Genomic DNA, 19,962 nt, shown 5'->3' with positions numbered 1-19,962 from the left:
TGCGCGAGACGGAAGGGGCTCATGCTCTGTTCCCCGGAGCGCAAGCGGTCGCGGGGTGCGACGTGACGCCCGATCCCGGCTGACCGCCACCATCTCCCGTTTCGCGCAGTTCCCCGCGCCCCTGAAGGCCTGCGGCCCCCGCGCCCCTGAAGACCTGCGGCCCCCGCGCCCCTGAATGCCTGCAGCGCCGGGTTTCCGGGCTGACGGTTGGCATCGGGGGGTTTGCTGCGCCCGTGGGGAGGGCTGTCTGGCGTAGGATCATCCGTCCGCCTTCTGTCCCAGGGGCGGCGATCCATCACCCGCAGACGCACCTCAGGGGGCTCTTTGGGCGCGCACGGCTCAGCCCAGCATTTCACCGCCGCAACCACCGAGGCCATGCACAGCACCGCCATGCACAGCACCAGCACCGCCGACACCACCGCCCACCCCGACAGCACCGGCGTTCTCGCCGTCGGCACCGACATCGGCACCGACATCGGCACCGACATCGGCACCGACATCGAGGTCGACGGCGACACCGTTCGCGATCGCGAGATCGCCGAGGAGCAGCGCCACCTCGACACCGTCTACCACCGTCTCGAGGAGAAGCTCGCCGAGGCCGAGTACATCCTGGAGGACGCCGTGAAGCGGGTCCAGGTCGGTACGCCGGGTGCGCTCGCCGAGCGCGACGCCCAGGTCTACCGCGCCGGTGCCCACCTGCACCGGCTCAACAGCGAGTTCGAGGACTTCCTGTTCGGCCGGATCGACCTCCAGCAGGCCGACGCGCCCGAGGAGCACGGCATCCCCTCGCAGACCCCGCTGGACGCGGCAGACCCGGCCGTCGCGGAGACCCTGCACATCGGCCGCCTCGGCGTGCTGGACGCCGAGTTCGGCCCGTTGGTGATCGACTGGCGGGCTCCCGCCGCCGCGCCGTTCTACCGCGCCACCCCGGTGGAGCCCGGCCGGGTGATCCGCCGCCGGGTGATCCGTTCCAAGGGCCGCCGGGTGATCGGGGTCGAGGACGACCTGCTGCGCCCCGACCTGACCCCCACCCTGGACGGCCGCGAGCTGGCCGTGGTCGGCGACGGTGCGCTGATGGCCTCGCTCGGCCGGGCCCGCAGCCATTCGATGCGCGACATCGTCTCCTCCATCCAGAAGGAGCAGGACGAGGTCATCCGCGCCGCCGCGGCCGGGGCGACCCTGGTCACCGGCGGCCCGGGCACCGGCAAGACGGCAGTCGCCCTGCACCGGGCCGCCTTCCTGCTCTACCAGGACCGCCGCCGCTACGCCGGTGGCATCCTGGTGGTCAGTCCGACCCCGCTGCTGGTCTCCTACACCGAGGGCGTGCTGCCCTCGCTGGGCGAGGAGGGCCAGGTGGCGATCCGCGCGGTCGGCAGCCTGGTGGACGGCGTCGAGGCGGAGCGGTACGACACGCCCGAGGCCGCCCACGTCAAGGGCTCGGCCAGGATGGTGCAGCTGCTGCGCCGGGCGTCCCGCGCCGCGCTGGAGCTGAACGCGCCGACCGAGCTCAGGGTCTTCGCCCGGGGCGAGGCGCTGCGCCTGGACGCCGGCCGTCTCAAGGCGGTGCGCGGCAATGTGATCGGCAGCGGCGGCACCCCGCTCAACCTGCTGCGCCCGCGTGCCCGCCGGCTGCTGCTGGACGCGCTCTGGCAGGAGGCGATCAGGCATCTGCCCAAGCCCACCGACCACTACGGCCGCGAGCAGCGCCAGGAGGAGAAGGAGTCCTTCGACGAGTACGTCTCGGACGAGGCGTCCTTCCTGGACTTCCTCGACGCCTGGTGGCCCGTCCTGACGCCGCGCCGGGTGCTCGCCACGCTCAGGCACGCCCGGCACACCAACCGGATCGCCCGTCGCACGGTCGCCCCGGACGAGGCGCGGCTGCTCGGCGCGTCCTGGCGTCATCTGACCGACCGGGGCGAGGGCACGCTGTCCACGCACGATGTGGCGCTGATCGACGAGCTGCAGCTGCTGCTCGGCGAGCCGGCCCGCCCGAAGGCGCGAGAGGTGGACGCGGTGGACATGCTGACCGGTCTGGACGAGGTCACCACCTTCGCCGATCGCAGTGCCCACCAGCGCGAGCGGGTGCCGGTGGAGCGCCGTGAGTACGCGCACGTGATCGTGGACGAGGCGCAGGACCTCACCCCGATGCAGTGGCGCATGATCGGCCGCCGTTCCCGGATGGCGACCTGGACCATCGTGGGCGACCCTGCGCAGTCCTCCTGGCCGTACCCGCAGGAGGCGCAGGCCGCGCTGGACGAGGTGCTCTCCGGCAAGCCGCGCCGCCGCCACACGCTCACCGTCAACTACCGCAACCCGGCGGAGATCGCCGAGGTGGCGGCCAAGGTGCTGGCACTGGCGGCACCCGGTACGCCCTCACCGAGCGCCGTCCGCTCGACCGGGACCGAGCCGCGCTTCGCGGCGGTGCACGACCCGGCGCCGGAGGCCTTCGCCGCCGCCGCCCGGGCCGAGCTGACCCGGTTGCTGGCCGAGGTGGACGGCACGGTCGCCGTGGTGGTCCCGATGGACCGCCGGGCCGAGGCCGCCGAGTGGACCGCGGGTCTGGGCGAGCGGGTGGTCGCGCTGGGCAGTCTGGAGGCCAAGGGCCTGGAGTACGACGCCACGGTGGTGGCCGATCCGACCGGGATCGCCGGTGAGTCGGAGGCCGGGCTGCGGGTGCTGTACGTGGCGCTGACCCGGGCCACCCAGCGTCTGACGGTGCTCTCCGGGCCGGACGACCTGCCGGACGCGGACGGCGTCCCGGCGCTGCTGCACGGCTGAGCGCCGGGGCCTGGGGAGAGGCTCCGGACGGCCCGTCAACGACGAAGGCCCCCACCGTCGGTGGGGGCCTTCGCCTGTTATGTCAGTGACACCGACCCGCCATGCTCGCCTCGCGGCAAGTGGTCGCTCGAAGCGACGAAGGTTGGGCCCGGGGGCTTGGATCGAGCCGGTGTCTCGTCCAATGTAACGCATCGCTGCGGGAAGGCCAGCGGCTCGCGGCAGATTTTCCGCGTCCGGATGCCGTGACCGGAGGGTCCGTTGTGGACCCCGTGCAATTAATGACCAATATTTCTGGCTACTCACTGGTAGGTGCGACCATCGAGGTCTAGCATGCGCTGGGCAGTCTTCAACAAACTGTTGAACAACTGGCCCTGCTGCCAACCCTCTCAGTGGATGGAAGAAGGACGTCGATGGCGACGGTGCCAAGTGTCTCGAACTCGATCACGGTGCGTCTGGAGGTCCCGGCCACCGGCAACGCCGTGAGCTCGATCACGACGGCCGTCGAGTCCTCCGGCGGCTCGGTGACCGGCCTGGACGTGACCGCCTCGGGTCTGGAGGCGCTGCGGATCGACGTGACGGTGGCGGCCGCCTCGGTCGCGCACGGCGAGGAGATCGTCGAGAAGCTCCGGGCGATCGACGGGGTGACCATCGGCAAGGTCTCGGACCGCACCTTCCTGATGCACCTCGGCGGCAAGATCGAGATGTCGTCCAAGCTGCCGATCCGCAACCGTGACGACCTGTCGATGATCTACACCCCGGGTGTCGCCCGGGTCTGCATGGCGATCGCCGAGAACCCCGAGGACGCGCGTCGCCTCACCATCAAGCGCAACAGCGTCGCCGTGGTCACCGACGGCTCCGCCGTGCTGGGCCTGGGCAACATCGGCCCGCAGGCCGCACTGCCGGTGATGGAGGGCAAGGCGGCCCTGTTCAAGCGCTTCGCGGGCATCGACGCCTGGCCGATCTGTCTGGACACCCAGGACGCCGACGAGATCGTGGCCATCGTCAAGGCGATCGCCCCGGGCTTCGCGGGCATCAACCTGGAGGACATCTCCGCGCCGCGCTGCTTCGAGATCGAGGCCCGGCTGCGCGAGGCCCTGGACATCCCGGTCTTCCACGACGACCAGCACGGCACCGCGATCGTGGTGCTGGCCGCGCTGACCAACGCGCTGCGCGTGGTCGGCAAGGAGATCGGCGACATCCGCGTGGTGATGTCGGGCGCCGGCGCCGCCGGTACCGCGATCCTCAAGCTGCTGCTGGCCGCCGGTGTCGAGCACGCCACCGTGGCCGACGTCCGCGGCGTGGTGCACAGCGGCCGTGACGACCTCAACGACAGCCTGCGCTGGATCGCCGAGCACACCAACCGCTCGGGCCGTACCGGCAGCCTGAAGGAGGCCGTGGCCGACGCGGACGTCTTCATCGGCGTCTCGGCCCCGAACGTGCTGGACGGCGACGACATCGCCACCATGGCCGACGGTGCGATCGTCTTCGCGCTGGCCAACCCGGACCCGGAGGTCGACCCGGCCGTCGCCCGGCAGACCGCCGCCGTGGTCGCCACCGGCCGCAGCGACTTCCCCAACCAGATCAACAACGTGCTGGTCTTCCCGGGGGTCTTCCGCGGTCTGCTGGACGCGCAGAGCAAGACCGTCAACACCGACATGATGATCGCCGCCGCCCGTGCGCTGGCCACCACCGTCGCGGACGACCAGCTCAACGCGAACTACATCATCCCCAGCGTCTTCCACCCGGACGTGGCCAAGACCGTGGCGTCCGCCGTCCGTGAGGCCGCGCTGGCAGCTCGCGAGGGCGAGCCGATCCCGGCGAAGCCCACTCCGGGCATCGTCGGGACGCTCGACACGACGTCCTTCCCTGCCGTTCGAATCTGACCGGAGTGTCGCGCCCGGTGTGTTGCACAGTCGGTCAAATGTGCGATTAGCCACCATACCCGCCCTTACATGCCCCGAACCCTTGCGACACAAGGGGAAGGGGCGTGTTTGGGCTTGTCGGTGCCAGGGCGTACGGTAGCCCTGCACGGGGCGGCGTGTCCGACAAGTACGGAACGTCCCCTCCGGCCTCTCGGCGTGTCGTCCCGACCGCCGCCCGCTCCGGTCCGCCGGAGCCGACGGAGCGTCACAACTCCGTCCGGCGGGCGCTGTTCGGGTCAACCACGCCGGGGCCCGATTGGCTTTCTCAGTGCCGGTCGGGGCAGGATTCGTACCCAGGCAGTGCGGTTTGAGGCGCTTCGGGGTGCAAGCCCGACCCCTGACCAACCCTCGCCTGAACGAGCACAGTGTGCGGACCAGCGGCCCGCCGGGTGCCCCCGGAGGGTAACCGATGGGGCCCCCGCACACGCAACGCGAACAGACCACAGGAGTACACATGAACCGCAGTGAGCTGGTGGCCGCTCTGGCCGACCGCGCCGAGGTGACCCGCAAGGACGCCGACGCCGTGCTGGCCGCCTTCGCCGAGGTCGTCGGCGAGGTCGTCGCCAAGGGTGACGAGAAGGTCACCATCCCCGGCTTCCTGACCTTCGAGCGCACCCACCGTGCCGCTCGCACCGCCCGTAACCCGCAGACCGGCGACCCGATCCAGATCCCGGCCGGCTTCAGCGCCAAGGTCAGCGCCGGTTCGAAGCTCAAGGAAGCCGCCAAGGGCAAGTGACGTCAGGCTCTGCGGAGCCTCGTCCACCAAGACGGTGATGGCCGGTCTCCCCTCGGGGAGACCGGCCATCGGTCGTTGTACGGCGCTTGGTCAGGCCGTGACGAGCTCCTCGGAGGGCAGCTCGACGTGGGCGCCGAGGTCGCGCAGCTTGGCCATGAAGTTCTCGTAGCCGCGGTTGATCAGGTCGATGCCGTGCACGGTCGAGGTGCCCTCGGCCGCCAGCGCCGCGATCAGGTACGAGAAGCCGCCGCGCAGGTCCGGGATGACCAGCTCGGAGCCGATCAGCTTGGACGGGCCCGAGACCACCGCGGAGTGCTGGAAGTTACGGGCACCGAAGCGGCAGGGGGTGCCGCCCAGGCACTCGCGGTACAGCTGGATGTGCGCGCCCATCTGGTTCAGCGCGCCGGTGAAGCCGAGGCGCGACTCGTACACCGTCTCGTGCACGATTGACAGGCCGGTGGCCTGGGTCAGTGCGACCACCAGCGGCTGCTGCCAGTCGGTCTGGAAGCCGGGGTGCACGTCCGTCTCCAGGGCGATCGCCTTGAGCTCGCCGCCCGGGTGCCAGAAGCGGATGCCCTCGTCGTCCACCTCGAAGGCGCCGCCGACCTTCCGGAAGGTGTTGAGGAAGGTCATCATCTCGATCTGGCGGGCGCCCCGGATGTAGATGTCGCCCTTGGTGGCCAGGGCGGCGCAGGCCCAGGAAGCGGCCTCCAGGCGGTCCGGCAGGGCGTTGTGGTTGTAGCCGCCCAGCTCGTCCACACCGGTGATCAGGATGGTGCGGTCGGTGCCCATCGAGATGATCGCGCCCATCTTCTGCAGCACGCAGATGAGGTCGACGATCTCCGGCTCCACAGCCGCGTTGCGCAGCTCGGTGACGCCCTCGGCGAGCACCGCCGTCAGCAGCACCTGCTCGGTCGCGCCGACCGAGGGGTAGGGCAGCTCGATCTTGGTGCCGTGCAGCCGCTGCGGGGCGACCAGGTAGGTGCCCTGCGGGTGCTTCTCGATGGTGGCGCCGAACTGGCGCAGCACCTCGAAGTGGAAGTCCACCGGCCGGCCGCCGATGTCGCAGCCGCCGAGCCCGGGGATGAAGGCGTGGCCGAGGCGGTGCAGCAGCGGGCCGCAGAACAGGATCGGGATCCGCGAGGAGCCGGCGTGCGCGTCGATGTCCGCGACGTTGGCGCTCTCCACGTGCGAGGGGTCGAGGATGAGCTCGCCGTCCTCGTCACCGGTGCGCACCGTCACACCGTGCAGCTGGAGCAGCCCGCGCACGACCTTGACATCCCGGATGTCGGGGACGTTGCGCAGTCTGCTGGGGCCCTGCCCGAGCAGTGCGGCGACCATGGCCTTGGGGACCAGGTTCTTCGCTCCGCGGATCTGGATCTCGCCTTCCAGCGGGTTACCGCCGTGGACCAGCAGCAGGTCGTCGGTCATCGTTCTCGCAATCACGGGATGCCATGGGGAAGGGGCAGGGGCCTGCGGAGGCGCTGTACGAGTGGCAGCAGGCACGCGGCAACCATGGCTCGATCGAGACAGGGGGCCACACCACCTGTAGATGGTAATGGCCGGGTGATTGGTTCCCTTGCGCCCTATTGGTGATCGTGCTCTCTGCGGGCGCGACGCGGCGGTCGGGTTGGGCCGTACGAGTGTTCGTCGGCCGCTGCGGGGTTTCGTGTTGGGCGCCCGCCGGAGCCCCGACTGCGGGATCATGTGGGCATGACACCGGCCCTCTCGCACACCGGCCGACTCCTTGTCGCGACGCCCGTACTGACCGACCCGAACTTCCTCCGGTCGGTGGTGCTGCTGCTCGACCACGATGCCCAGGGCGCGCTCGGCGTGGTGCTCAACAGACCCACCCCGATCGAGGTGGGCAGCGTGCTCGACGGGTGGGCCGACCTGGCCGGTAGGCCTTCGGTGGTCTTCCAGGGCGGTCCGGTGGCGCTCGACTCGGCGCTCGCCGTCGCGGTGGTGCCGGGCGAGCCCGGGCAGGCCGAGCCGCTCGGCTGGCGGCGGGTGCACGGGGCGATCGGGCTGGTCGACCTGGAGGCGCCGCCCGAGATCCTGGCCGGGGAGCTGGGCGGTCTGCGGGTCTTCGCCGGGTACTCGGGCTGGTCGCCGGGACAACTGGAGAACGAGGTCGCCGAGGGCGCCTGGCACCTGGTGGACGCCGAGCCGGGCGACATCTTCTGCCCCGACCCCGAGCGGCTGTGGCGCTCGGTGCTGCGCCGGCAGCGCGGCCCGCTCGCGATACTCGCCACCTACCCCGACGACCCGACGCTGAACTGACCCCCTGGACCGGGCGAGCGGACCCGCCCCTCGACGTGCTGGCCCGGTCGAGAGCCGCCCCCATAGACTTGGCACCTATGAGCACTCTTGAGCCCGAGCGCGGCCTCGGCACCGGCACCCTGGTCGAGCCCGTCCCCCAGGTGTCCAGCGGGGACGGCGACCACGAGCGCTATGCCCACTATGTCCAGAAGGACAAGATCATGGAGAGCGCCCTGTCGGGCACTCCCGTGGTGGCGCTCTGCGGCAAGGTCTGGGTGCCCGGCCGCGACCCGAAGAAGTACCCGGTCTGCCCGATGTGCAAGGAGATCTTCGAGGGGATCGACAAGCCGCAGGGTGGCGACGGGGAGCAGTAGCCCCTGGCCGTACCGGTCAGTGGTCTATGCCAATACTGCCCGCGCGGGGCGGGATGGTCCGCATGGCTGACATCCCTGTGGATCCCGTCCCTGCCCCGTTGCGTGCTGTCCGGGCACAGCCCGCCGAGGAGTTCCCCCTCGGACCGGCCACCATGCTGACCGCCGAAGCCGGCCTGGAGGACGCCGAGTCCTGGCTCAGGTCCGCCCTCACCGCCGCCACCGGCCTGCCGCTGCGCCCGGGCTCGGCCGGTACGGCCGACGCCGTCGAACTGCGCCAGGACACCGCTCTCGCCCCGGAGGCGTACCGGCTGACCGTCGCCGACCGGCGCGCCGTCATCACCGCAGGCGGCCCGGCCGGGGCGCTCTGGGGTGCCCAGACCCTGCGTCAGCTGCTCGGCCCCGACGCCTACCGGCGGACGCCGCTGCGCCGCACCGGCTGGGCGCTGCCGGTCTGCGAGATCGAGGACGCCCCCAGGTTCGGCTGGCGCGGCGTCCTGCTGGACGTCTCCCGGTACTTCCCGCCCAAGGCGGACGTGCTGCGCTTCCTCGGCCTGATGGCCGTGCACAAGCTCAACGTCCTGCACCTGCATCTGAGCGACGACCCGGGCTGGCGGATCGAGAACCGCTTCGAGCCCGTCCCGCCGCCGGCGCTCTGACCGGCACGTGCGCCCCGCGCCCCGGGAGGTGTCACTTCTGCTCCGCCGGCCCAGTCGCCCCCGCGCCAGGGCGGAAAATGCGACCGAGATCATCCGCCGGGCCGGTGACACGGGGGCCCGGCCGGGCGAAGATGGATCCCCCAGGAATGCCGGTGCGGGGAACTCGCCCGGGTGGCGGCGCGTCAAGAACTGGTGACCATCCGATCCCGTTCGGACGGCATCACGACGGACTCCGGCCGGATTCGTCCGGGATTCCGCCAGCTTGCCCGCGTAGGCCGGAAAATGATCACCGCGCTTTGTGTGCCAGAGTTGCCCAACCCGCACCGATCGCCCGTACCCTACGGGCCAGGCTGTACTGCGGGGACGGGGCCCAGCAGTTGATGAGCAAGTGGAGCACGGTGGAATCCTGGTGAACCGGACGATCATGCTGCCGGCCTCGCTCGACGAGGCCGTCGAGGCACTGGCCGCCACCCCCGGCGCGGTGCCGGTGGCCGGAGCCACCGACCTGATGGAGGCCGTCAACGCCGGACGGCTCCGCCCGGCCGCGCTGATCGGCCTCGGCCGGATCACCGAACTGCGCGGCTGGCGCTACGAGGACGGCGGCACCGCCGTCCTGGGCGCCGGACTCACCCATGCCCGGATGGACCGCCCCGACTTCGCCGCGCTCATCCCCGCCCTCGCCGACGCGGCGCGTACCGCGGGCCCGCCGCAGATCCGCAACGTCGGCACCCTCGGCGGCAACATCGCCACCGCCGCCCCCGCCGGTGACACCCTCCCGGTCCTCACCGTCCTGGAGGCGACCGCCACCCTCGCCCGCGCCGGCGGAACCCGCGAGGTGCCGATCAGTCACCTGCTCACCGGCCTCGATCCGCTGCGCCCGGGTGAGCTGCTCACCTGGGTGCGCGTCCCGCTGCTGCACGCCCCGCAGGTCTTCCTCAAGGCCACCGGCCGCAGCGGCCCGGCCAGGGCCAGCGCCTCCGTCGCCCTCGTGCTCGACCCGGCCCGGCGCGCCGTGCGCTGTGCGGTCGGCGCCGTCGCCCCCGTACCGCTGCGGCCGCTGGAGGCCGAGGCCTGGGTCGCCGGGTGCATCGACTGGGACGCCCGGGGCGAGGAGGGCGCCGCCCTGATCGACCCGGCGGCGGCTGCCGCCTTCGGTGAGTACGTGGCCGGGGCCTGCATCCCCGACGGTGCGCTGGACGGCCCCGAGGGGGCGGGCGCACTGGCCGCACGGCTGCGGCGTACCGTATCGGTGCTGGCCCGACGGGCACTGGGAAGGGCGCTGAAGTGACGACGACGGACCCGATCGACTCCGGCGCGATCGACCCCGGCACGGTCGACCCCGGCCGGCTCGGCTCAGGACCGGTCGAAGCCGACCCGCGCGGACCCGGTCCGCTGGATCCGCTGGGTTTCAGCCCGGTCGAGTTCGGCGGCGACGGACGGCCCTGCGCCTCGTACATCCTGCGCGTCAACGGCTTCGAACGGCCCGTCACCGACGCCTGGATCGGCGAGAGCCTGCTCTACGTGCTGCGCGAGCGACTCGGCCTTGCCGGGGCCAAGGACGGCTGCGAGCAGGGCGAGTGCGGGGCCTGCTCGGTGCTGGTGGACGGTCAGCTGGTGGCCGGCTGCCTGGTACCCGCCGCGCTCGCCTCCGACAGCGAGATCGCCACGGTCGAGGGCCTCTCCGCGGGCGGCGCGGCCAGCGATGTCCAGCAGGCGCTCGCCGACTCGGGCGCCGTCCAGTGCGGCTACTGCACCCCCGGCCTGGCCGTGGCCGTGCACGACCTGCTCCAGCGCAATCACCGGCCCAGCGAGGTCGAGGCCCGCCAGGCGCTCTGCGGCAACCTCTGCCGCTGCACCGGCTACCGGGGCGTACTGGCGGCGGTGCAGGCCGTCGCCGAGGCGCGCGGAACCGAGGAGGAGACCGGCGAGGACGCGGCGGTGGCCGAACCGGCGGCGGAGCCCGTTGCCGGGGCACCCGAGACCACCGAGCCGCTCGCCGCCCCCGTCGAGGACACCGGCATCGCCCAGCCGTCGGCCACCCAGCCGGTGGCTCCCCAGCCCGTGCCGCCCGTGTCCGCCCAGGTCGCGGCCGACCTGCCGCCGGCCGGGGAAATGCCGCTGTACGCCGACTCCGAAGCCTGGGTGGAGGCCGAGGCCCTGTACCCGGCCGAACCCACCACGGCGGGCACCGGTGTCGGCATCGACTACGGCACCGTCACCGTCCACCAGACGGGTATCTACGAGCCCTACCCCGGCTACACCGCCACCCCGGCGCACGGCACGCCGTACGACTCCTCCTACGAGTCCCAGTCCTCGTACGAGGCCCCCTACGACGCGGCCTACGACACCGGGTACGGCCAGAGCCACTACGAGGCCACCCCCGCCCATGGCACCGCGGCCGACGGCCCGGTCTACGACGGCGCGCCCGTCCACGGCACCCCGTACATCCCGACCCCCGCGCACGGCACGGCCTACGCGGAGACCGCCGCCGGGTACGAGGGCTACGACGGCACCACCCCAGCCCACGGCATCCACCTCCAGCCTTCGGCCGGAGGGACCTCCATCTCCGAGGACGACCACGCATGAGCAAGCGATGCGAGCGAATTGTTGACGGGTGCGCGTTGAGCGAAGCGAACACCGGCCGTAGCGAGGTGGACGCATGAGCGAGCGGAGCGAGCGAATCATTGAGGGGTGCGCATTGAGCGAAGCGAACACCGAGCGCAGCGAGGTGGACGCATGAGCTCGCCGACCGACATCTCCTCGCCGGCCGAACTCTCGCCGGCCGGCGCCGAGGAGGCGCAGGGCGCCGAGCCCTTCGGCCTCGGTGGCTCGGCCCTGCGCAACGACGCCCTCCCCAAGGCGCTCGGCATCTATCCCTATGCCGCCGACCTGTGGGCCGAGGGCCTGCTCTGGGGTGCCGTCCTGCGTTCGCCGCACCCGCACGCGCGGATCGTCGCCATCGACACCACCCCCGCGCTCGCCCTCCCCGGTGTGCACGCCGTGGTCACCGCCGCCGACCTGCCCCTCGGCCCCGAAGGCATCCCCGACGGCGCGCCGTCGGGTCCGATCGTCGCCGACCGGCCGATCCTCGCCTCCGGCGTGGTCCGCCACCACGGTGAGCCGGTCGCCGCCGTCGCCGCCGACCACCCCGACACCGCGAGGCTCGCCGCCGCCTCGATCCGGGTCGAGTACGAGCTGCTGGAAGTGGTCACGGACCCCGAGCAGTCGTTCAACGTCCCACCGCTGCACCCCGAGGGCAACCTCTTCCGGCACCTGCCGCTGCGCACCGGCGACCCCGAGGCCGTCGGCGAGATCATCGTCGAGGGTCTCTACCAGGTCGGCCGCCAGGACCCGGCCCCACTCGGCGCCGAGGCCGGACTGGCCGTACCCCGCCCGGACGGCGGCGTCGAACTCCACCTCTCCTCCACCGATCCGCACGGCGACCGCGACCGCACCGCCGCCTGCCTCGGCCTCGAACCCGACCGGGTCCGGCTGGTCGTCACCGGCGTGCCCGGTGCCACCACCGACCGCGAGGACCTCTCCTTCCAGGTCACCCTCGCGCTGCTCGCGCTGCGCACCGGCCGTCCCGTGAAGATGACCCTCACCCGCGAGGAGTCCTTCCACGCCCACACCAGCCGCCACCCCGCCCTGCTGCGCTACCGCCACCACGCGGACGCCGAGGGCCGGTTGGTCAAGGTCGAGGCCCAGATCCTGCTGGACGGCGGCGCGTACGCCGACGTCTCGGCGGAGGCACTGGCCGCCGCCGCCGCCTTCTCGGTCGGGCCCTATGTGTGCCCGAACGTCTTCGTGGACGCCTGGGCCGTCCGCACCAACAACCCGCCCGCCGGGCGGATGCGCGGCGAGGGCGCCCTGCAGACCTGCTTCGCCTACGAGTCCCAACTCGACCAGCTGGCCGCACAGTTGGGCGTCGACCCGCTGGAGATCCGCCGCCGCAACGCCATGGCCACCGGTGACCCGATGCCCACCGGGCAGGCCGTCACCTGCCCCGCCCCGGTCGCCGCCCTGCTGGACGCGATCGCCGACTCCCCGCTGCCCGCCCTGCCGCTCGACGACCCCGAGGCCGACTGGCTGCTGCCCGGCGGCCCCGGCGGTGCCGGTGACCCCGCCGCCGTGCGGCGCGGCATCGGCTACGCCCTCGGCATGGTGCACATGCTCGGCGCGGAGGGCGAGGACGAGGTCTCCACCGCCACGGTGCGGGTCAGCGGCGACCACGCGACCGTCATCTGCGCCGCCGTCGACTCCGGACAGGGCTTCGCGACGCTGGCCCGCCAGATCGTCCAGTCGGTGCTGGGCGTCTCCGAGGTCTACATCGCACCGGTGGACAGCGACCAGTCGGCCGCGGGCCCGTCCGCGCGCGGGCGGCACACCTGGGTGTCGGGCGGTGCGGTGGAGCGCGCCGCGCTGATGGTCCGCCACCAGCTGCTCCAGCCGATCGCAGCCAACTTCGGCATGTCGGTCGAACTCCTCACGATCGCCGACGGCAAGATCAGCTCGTACGACGGGGTCCTCGGGATGCCGGTCAGCGAGGCCCTGGAGGGCAAGGAGCTGTGGGCGACCGCCCAGTGCCGCCCCCACCCCACCGAGCCCCTGGACGAGTCCGGGCAGGGCGACGCCTTCGTCTCCATCGCCTTCTGCGCCATGCGCGCGGTGGTGGACGTCGACATCGAGCTCGGCGCCGTCCGGGTCGTCGATGTGACGGTGGCCCAGGACGTCGGCCGCGCCCTCAACCCGCGCCAGATCGAGGACCGCATCGAGGCCGCGGTCGCCCAGAGCATCGGCCTGGCCCTCCTCGAAGACCTCCGCACCGAGGGCGGCCGCATCCTCAACCCCTCCCTCACCGGCTACCGCCTGCCGACGGCTCTCGACACACCCGACGTCAGGATCGCCGCCCTGCTGGAGGAACGCGACGTCGTCGCCACCTTCGGCGCCAAGGCCGTCAGCGCCGTACCCGCAGTGGTCGCCCCGGCGGCCGTCGCCGCAGCCGTACGCGCCGCCACCGGCCTGCCGGTCGGACGGCTCCCGATCCTGCCGGAGGACGCCACCGTCGGCTGAGCCGCGGCACCCGCCGATGGTGAGCCAACTACGGCGTGCAGAAGCCGTGCAGAGCCGTGGGCCCCTGCCCCGTTCCGGCTCGGCGGGCGATACGATCGAAGCGCCGTCTGCTTGTACTCACGCCGGTACAGGCGGACTTCGGATGTCTACTGACGGGGTGACGGGGAAGCGATGACGCTCAGCAGGACCATGCGCGCACTCGGCGCCACCACACTGGCCGGCGGCCTCCTCCTGACCGCCACCCCCATCGCGAGCGCGGACCAGGTCCGCGACGCGCAGTGGCCGAACCAGTACTTCGACCTGCAGAAGGTCTGGTCGGTGAGCCAGGGTGACGGCGTCATCGTCGCGGTCATCGACAGCGGAGTGGACGCCAGCCACCCTGACCTGACAGGGCAGGTGCTGGACGGTTACGACCCGAGCGGCAAGGGCCTCAACGCCCACCCGACCGATCCGCACGGCACCAGTATGGCCAGCGCCATCGTGGGCCATGGCCACGGTGCCGGAAACGCGGAGGGCGCGCTCGGGTTGGCGCCAGGCGCAAAGGTCCTGCCGATCTACAAGGCGGACGCGAGTGACAGAAGCGCTGATGCCGAAGACATCAAATGGGCCGTGGATCATAACGCCAAGATCATTAATATGTCCATCGGTGGCACAATGCCGGATGCTCAGATGGCCGATGCGGTGGCCTATGCAGCCAAGCACGATGTACTGATCGTGGCGGCGACCGGGAACAACGGGGTCACTCCTGTGGATTACCCCGCGAGGTACCCGGGGGTCCTCGCGGTCGGCGCATCGGATCAGGACCGCAAGATCTGGTCCCAGTCGAACTACGGCCCGGAAGTGCTTCTATCAGCTCCTGGGACGCGGATCGTCGGCGCTGGGAGCTGTAGTGGAGGCCAGTACTGCATCGGTGACGGCACTTCTGGATCTACCGCCTACGTGTCTGCTGCCGCAGCCCTCATCCGGGCGAAATTCCCCAATCTGACGGCTGGCCAGGTGGTAAACCGGTTGGCGAAGTCGGCGTACGTTCCGGCTGGACTGCAGGCATCCAAGCTTCCCGACCAGCACTACGGATACGGCATCATCCGGCCGTACGAGGCGCTGACCCAGGACATTCCAGACGGTTCGGCCCAGGGTCCGCTTGCCAAGCCCGATGGTGCCGGTGACACAGCGAGTGCTACAAAGACGCCCGCCGCAACGGCTTCTGGTACTAGCAGCCCGGGGGTAGTCGGCCCTGGGCCCGTCGCGCAACCGCCAGTGATCAAGTCGAACTCGACCGCCTCCACCGTGCTCTACGCCGCCGGTGTCGGTGTCGTCCTGCTGGCCGGTCTGATCGCGGTGATCGTGGTCGTCTCCCGCCGCCGCAAGGCCGCTGCCCAGCCTCCCGCCTACGGCTCCCAGCAGCCCTACGGCACACCGCCCGCGTGGCCGCAGCAGGGCCAGCCGCCGTACCCGAACCAGCCGCAGCAGCCCTACGGCAACCAGGTTCCGCCGCCCGGCTACCCGCCGCAGCAGCCGCACCAGAACAACCCGTACGGCCAGGGTGGGAACCAGCAGCGCTGAGGGTGTGTCAGCACCCAGAGAGTAAGCGCTACCATCGAACGCCCTAGCCATCAAGCTGTCGCCCGGGCATTCGGGCACCATTACCACCCGCCGGAGCCAGTGCCAGACGGGGAAGCATCGACACTCCAGGGGGAGAGAGCCGCATGTCCAGCGGATTCCGGGTAGATACAAGCGAGTTGGAGGCGGTCGTCAGGCGACTGCGGGCCCTTCAGCAGAACCTTGGCCAGACCGCGAACAAGTCCAAGTACAACACCGTCATCTCGCGCAACGATCTTGGCGGCGACTTCGCCGAGGCGCAGACGCTCCACTCGGCGCACGACGGTATGCAGCAGTTCCTGGCCGGGATGATCTCGGACCTGGACTCCTTGATCAACGACTTCGGTGACAAGACCAAGGCGGTCAACGACGCCTACCGGAACGACGACGAGGCGCAGAGTGCCAAGATGAAGCAGCAGGAGGGGTCTGTCTGATGGCCGGCGAGAAGACGAACTTCGAGCAGTACGACCTTGTCCCGCTCAAGCAGATGCTCGCGAGCTCCAACCCCGGGCGGGTCTCGGAGGTCAGCGACCACTGGCAGAGCGTCGAGACGGAACTCCGCAGCGCGGCCGACGAACTCCAGAAGGCGGTTGAGCACGCCACCCAGAGCTGGGAGGGCGACGCCTCCCAGGCCTTCGTCAAGCGGTCCCAGGTCATCCAGACCAGCATGACGAGCACGGCCGACCACGCCGGGAGCACCTCCCGGGCGATGAAGTTCGCCGGCACCGCGCTGGACCAGGCCGCCCAGACGATGAAGCAGATCCAGGTCCCCAGCTCCCTGGACAGCGGGCTGAAGTTCATGGGTGACCTCGGCGACCGCTCCGACGCACAGTTCAAGGCGGACGTGGCGGGCGGCATGGACCGTTTCACCGCCGTCAACAAGAACTACGACCAGCTGTCGGCGACCGAGATCTCGCACCAGTACGCGATCGGCGTCATGGAGCAGCTGGGTCCGCAGTACACCCAGGCTGCCAGCTACCTCACACCGCCGGTCCAGGATGGTCATTCGAAGCAGGAGGGCTTCCCGCCCCAGCCCGACAACCCCACCCCGCCCGGTGTCGCCCCCTCCCCGATGCCCCCCATGCCGCACAACCCGTCCCCGTCGGGCCCCGGTGGTTCGGGTGGTCCCGGTGGGGTGGATCCGGGTGGTGCCGGTGGGGTGAACCCGGGGGGTCCCGGGTTCCAGCAGCCGCACATCCCGGCTCCGTCGGGGCCGGGGCACTCGGGCCTCCCCGGTGGTCCGGGGACGCCGGGCAACCCGCTGCCGGGGATGCCGACTTCGCCGATCGTTCCGCCCAGTCACACCGGGATCGACTCGCTCCCGCCCTCGTCCACGCTGCCCCAGCCGGGCACCGGCACGCTGCCTGGCGGCGGCCTGCCCGGTGGTGGCCTGCCGGGCGGTGGTGGCCTGCCGGGTGGCGGCGGTCTGCCGAGTGGCAACGGCGGTGGGCTGCCGGGCGGTGGCCTTCCGGGCGGTCTCGGTGGCGGCGGAGTCCTCGGTGGCGGCGGCGGTCTCGGCGGTGGCAGGACCGCTCCGACCAGCCGTCCGGGGTCCGGGTCCATCGGTGGCACGGGTGCCGGCGCGGGTGCCTCGCGTGGCGGTGTCGGCGGTGCTGGTGCGGGTTCGGGTTCCGCCGCGGGTACGGGTGCCGGCCAGGGCCGTCCGGGTATGTCCGGCATGGGCGGCGCGCACGGTGGTGCCGGTGCCGGTGCGGGTGGCAAGGGCGCGGCCGGCAAGAGCGGCAGCGGTCTGGTCCGGCGCAGTGGCGGTACCATCGGCGGTGCTCGTGCGGGTGGCGCCAGTGGGCGGGCCTTCACCGAGGGCGGTTCGGGTCTGGGCAAGGCTCGTGCCCAGAACGGTGCCCCGGGTGCCGGGGGTGCCCACGGGGCTCCCGGTGGCGCGGCGGGCAACAAGAAGAAGGGCAAGAACGGCAACCGCCCGGACTACCTCGTCGAGGACGAGGACACCTGGCGTACCGGCGGTTCGGCCAACCCGCCGGTGATCGAGTAGCGGATCGAGTAGCCGGCTCTCCAGGGCCAAGGCCAGGGCCAAGGCCAGGGCCAAGGCCAAGGTGTGGGGCGCACCCGAGTTCGGGTGCGCCCCACGCTGTTTTTTCGGGCGACGTTCGGCGAAAAGAAATACCGAATTACCGATCGGCGGCAATTCGTCGACCGGTAATTCGGCAGGTGGTGCATGGAGGCCATGACGGGAATCGAACCCGTGTAAACCGCTTTGCAGGCGGTTCCCTGAACCACTCGGGCACACGGCCGTGGCAGGCGACGGACTCGGTCCGTGCCGGGCAAGAGGATGATCGGGCGCAACAGGTGCAACAGCCCTGACAGATGCAACGGCCCTAGCAGGCGCAACAGGCGCGACAACAACAGCGAGCGGCACAGGTGCGCGGCGTCGCGATGCTCGCCGTCCTCCTGCTCATGGCCTGCTCCTGTCGTTTCGGCCCCGATTCGATCGGGGCGCCGCGTCGATGAATTCATCATATGCGGCGGCGACGGGGAAGCGTCAATATCCGAATATGAATTCTGTGTGTCGGCGTGTGCTACGGTCGACCGGAAGAATCGAACGCAGGTGAGTTGATCGCCCCGGACGAGGCGCGTCGTACCCGGTATGACAAGACGGCGCAGTACAGCGGCAGAGCCCAGTGAGGCTCGGCCGTCCACAACTGCGGAGGAGAGTCGGGTCATGGCCTGGGTGGTTCTGATCGTCGCCGGTGTGCTGGAGACGGTGTGGGCGGTTGCCCTGGAGGCGTCGAAGGGGTTCTCGCGGCCGGTGCCGAGCCTGGTGTTCACGGTGGCGCTGGCGCTGAGCATGGGCGGGCTGGCGTATGCGATGCGCGGCATCCCGCTCGGTACGGGCTATGCGGTGTGGGTGGGGATCGGCGCGATCGGTACGGCGCTGTACGGCATGGCGGTGATGGGGGACGCGGTGACGGCGGCCCGGGTGACCTGTCTGGTGCTGATTCTCGGCGGTGTGGTGGGGCTCAAGGTGCTGCACTGACGCCTGTTGCGGTCTCGCGGTCCTAGGACCGAAGGGGGAGGAGCTGCGGGACTGCAGGTCAGGAGTCAAACAGCCAATAGGCACTTACGATTATCGGCATGACCACAGCCTTTCCCACCTCCGAGACCCCGCCCAGGACACCTACGCCGGCAGTTGGCACGGACACCGGAGGCGTACTCAGCAGCCCGTACCGGGCGCTGACGCTGGGGATCGTCTCGGTGGTGCTGCTGCTGGCCTTCGAGGCGACCGCCGTGAACACCGCGATGCCGGTGGCGGCCCGGCAGCTGGACGGCCTCGGGTTGTACGCCTTCGCCTTCTCCGGCTACTTCACCAGCACGCTGTTCGCGCTGGTGGTCTCCGGGCAGTGGTGCGACCGCAGGGGCCCGATGGCGCCGCTGTTCACCGGGATAGTGGTGTTCGGGGCCGGGCTCGTGGTCGCGGGAACGGCCCCGGACATGTGGCTGTTCGTGGCGGGCCGGGCGATCCAGGGGCTCGGCGGGGGGCTGGTGATCGTCGCCCTGTACGTCGTGGTCGGGCGGGCCTTCCCGGAGCGGTTGCGTCCGTCGGTGTTCGCGGCGTTCTCCTCGGCCTGGGTGCTGCCCTCGATCGTCGGCCCGCTGGTGTCCGGTGCGGTGACCCAGCACCTGGGCTGGCGCTGGGTGTTCCTGTCCGTACCGGTACTGATCCTGCTGCCGCTGGCCGTGATGGGACCGGCGCTGCGCCGGAGCGAGCAGGAGCAGAGGAAGCTGGAGACGGCGGCGGGCCCCGAGTTCGACCGGCGGCGTACAGCGCTCGCGGCGATGGCGGCACTGGGTGCGGGACTGCTGCAGTACGCGGGTCAGCGGCTCGACCCGCCGGCGCTGGTTCCGGCGGTGGCGGGGGCCGGGCTGCTGCTCCCGGCCGTGCTGCGGCTGCTGCCACCGGGGACACTGCGGGCGGCGCGCGGACTGCCGACGGTGATCCTGCTGCGCGGGGTGGCGGCGGGTGCGTTCTTCGCGGCGGAGGCTTTCATCCCGCTGATGATGGTGACCCGGCGCGGGCTCTCCCCGACGATGGCCGGGCTGACCCTGACCAGCGGTGGGCTCTCCTGGGCGCTGGGTTCCTGGCTCCAGGGCCGTCCGGGTGCGCAGCGCTACCGGGAGGCGATGATCAGGACCGGCTTCGTGCTCACGGCGGTGGCGATAGCCGGAGCGGCGCTGGTGCTTGTCCCGGCGGTCCCGGTCTGGGTCGCGGCGCTCGCCTGGGCCGTGGGCGGGGTGGGCATGGGCCTGACGGTGGCGAGCGTCAGCGTGCTGATGATGAAGCTGTCGGCTCCCGAGGACGCCGGTGCCAACTCGGCCTCGCTGCAGATGAGCGATGCGCTGGGCAATGTGCTGCTGATCGGCCTGGCCGGAGTGCTGTTCGCGGGCCTGGGCGGCGGCTCGGTGGCGGCCGCCCAGGACTCGCCGGTACCGGCGGCCGCGTTCGCGGTGATCTTCCTGGTGATGACCGCGGTGGTGCTGTTCGGCGCTCTGGTCTCGGGACGGGTACGGAACCGGACCTGACCGCG

At 71.4% G+C, this 19,962-nt stretch carries 13 protein-coding genes, 1 tRNA gene, 2 pseudogenes and 1 riboswitch; of the genes and pseudogenes, 14 read left to right on the top strand and 2 right to left on the bottom strand.

What is annotated here, in order from left to right; translation table 11 throughout:
* The first annotated feature begins 375 nt into the window (after positions 1-375).
* From P3T39_RS18120 to P3T39_RS18110, 3 genes are all read left to right on the top strand, one after another.
* Entirely contained in the window at positions 376-2,778 is a 2,403-nt protein-coding gene (locus P3T39_RS18120; protein WP_280698846.1) for a UvrD-helicase domain-containing protein, read from the top strand.
* 410 nt (positions 2,779-3,188) lie between these two features.
* Positions 3,189-4,661 (top strand): NAD-dependent malic enzyme, encoded by a 1,473-nt coding sequence (locus P3T39_RS18115; protein ID WP_280698844.1) that lies wholly within the window; start codon positions 3,189-3,191, stop codon positions 4,659-4,661.
* A gap of 493 nt (positions 4,662-5,154) precedes the next feature.
* Positions 5,155-5,436: an HU family DNA-binding protein gene (locus P3T39_RS18110; RefSeq protein WP_280698842.1), complete on the top strand. Its 282-nt coding sequence runs from the start codon at positions 5,155-5,157 to the stop codon at positions 5,434-5,436.
* 90 nt (positions 5,437-5,526) lie between these two features.
* Here P3T39_RS18110 and murA read toward each other — a convergent pair whose 3' ends face one another.
* Positions 5,527-6,867, bottom strand: a complete 1,341-nt coding sequence (gene murA / locus P3T39_RS18105) for a UDP-N-acetylglucosamine 1-carboxyvinyltransferase (protein ID WP_280698840.1) — start codon at positions 6,865-6,867, stop codon at positions 5,527-5,529.
* Between the two features lie 282 nt (positions 6,868-7,149).
* Between murA and P3T39_RS18100 the strand changes: the two genes are divergently transcribed.
* From P3T39_RS18100 to P3T39_RS18060, 9 genes and pseudogenes are all read left to right on the top strand, one after another.
* On the top strand, positions 7,150-7,719 hold the full coding sequence (locus tag P3T39_RS18100) for a YqgE/AlgH family protein (RefSeq protein WP_280698836.1): 570 nt from the start codon (positions 7,150-7,152) through the stop codon (positions 7,717-7,719).
* A 77-nt stretch (positions 7,720-7,796) separates the two neighbouring features.
* Positions 7,797-8,072 carry a DUF3039 domain-containing protein gene (locus P3T39_RS18095; RefSeq protein WP_280698834.1) on the top strand — a complete coding sequence of 92 codons (276 nt, stop codon included), beginning with the start codon at positions 7,797-7,799 and terminating at the stop codon, positions 8,070-8,072.
* A gap of 53 nt (positions 8,073-8,125) precedes the next feature.
* A pseudogene (locus P3T39_RS18090) lies at positions 8,126-8,692 on the top strand (glycoside hydrolase family 20 zincin-like fold domain-containing protein); the annotation flags it as partial.
* Positions 8,693-9,152: 460 nt separating this feature from the next.
* Positions 9,153-10,016 (top strand): FAD binding domain-containing protein, encoded by an 864-nt coding sequence (locus P3T39_RS18085; RefSeq protein ID WP_280698924.1) that lies wholly within the window; start codon positions 9,153-9,155, stop codon positions 10,014-10,016.
* Positions 10,017-10,174: 158 nt separating this feature from the next.
* Positions 10,175-10,633, top strand: a pseudogene (locus tag P3T39_RS18080) ((2Fe-2S)-binding protein); the annotation flags it as partial.
* An 831-nt stretch (positions 10,634-11,464) separates the two neighbouring features.
* Positions 11,465-13,801 (top strand): xanthine dehydrogenase family protein molybdopterin-binding subunit, encoded by a 2,337-nt coding sequence (locus tag P3T39_RS18075; protein ID WP_280698831.1) that lies wholly within the window; start codon positions 11,465-11,467, stop codon positions 13,799-13,801.
* 171 nt (positions 13,802-13,972) lie between these two features.
* The gene (locus tag P3T39_RS18070; protein WP_280698829.1) at positions 13,973-15,364 is read left to right on the top strand and encodes a S8 family serine peptidase; all 1,392 of its coding nucleotides are present in this window, start codon (positions 13,973-13,975) and stop codon (positions 15,362-15,364) included.
* A gap of 143 nt (positions 15,365-15,507) precedes the next feature.
* Positions 15,508-15,834 (top strand): hypothetical protein, encoded by a 327-nt coding sequence (locus P3T39_RS18065; RefSeq protein WP_280698828.1) that lies wholly within the window; start codon positions 15,508-15,510, stop codon positions 15,832-15,834.
* Positions 15,834-17,411 carry a WXG100 family type VII secretion target gene (locus P3T39_RS18060; protein WP_280698826.1) on the top strand — a complete coding sequence of 526 codons (1,578 nt, stop codon included), beginning with the start codon at positions 15,834-15,836 and terminating at the stop codon, positions 17,409-17,411. The genes P3T39_RS18065 and P3T39_RS18060 overlap by 1 nt, the downstream gene beginning before the upstream one ends.
* 184 nt (positions 17,412-17,595) lie before the next feature.
* Here the strand turns inward: P3T39_RS18060 and P3T39_RS18055 are convergent.
* A tRNA-Cys gene (locus tag P3T39_RS18055) sits at positions 17,596-17,670 on the bottom strand.
* 308 nt (positions 17,671-17,978) lie between these two features.
* Positions 17,979-18,041: riboswitch (guanidine-III (ykkC-III) riboswitch) on the top strand.
* 57 nt (positions 18,042-18,098) lie between these two features.
* Between P3T39_RS18055 and P3T39_RS18050 the strand changes: the two genes are divergently transcribed.
* The gene (locus tag P3T39_RS18050; protein WP_280698824.1) at positions 18,099-18,413 is read left to right on the top strand and encodes an SMR family transporter; all 315 of its coding nucleotides are present in this window, start codon (positions 18,099-18,101) and stop codon (positions 18,411-18,413) included.
* A 98-nt stretch (positions 18,414-18,511) separates the two neighbouring features.
* Complete coding sequence (locus tag P3T39_RS18045; protein ID WP_280698821.1) at positions 18,512-19,957, top strand: MFS transporter; 1,446 nt, start codon at positions 18,512-18,514, stop codon at positions 19,955-19,957.
* Positions 19,958-19,962: the final 5 nt, after the last annotated feature.

Origin of the sequence: Kitasatospora sp. GP82 (genome assembly GCF_029892105.1) — a bacterium.
In the GTDB taxonomy this organism is placed as follows: domain Bacteria; phylum Actinomycetota; class Actinomycetes; order Streptomycetales; family Streptomycetaceae; genus Kitasatospora.
Note: the sequence above shows the minus strand (reverse complement) of the source record. Positions and strands in the feature narration are given on the sequence as shown.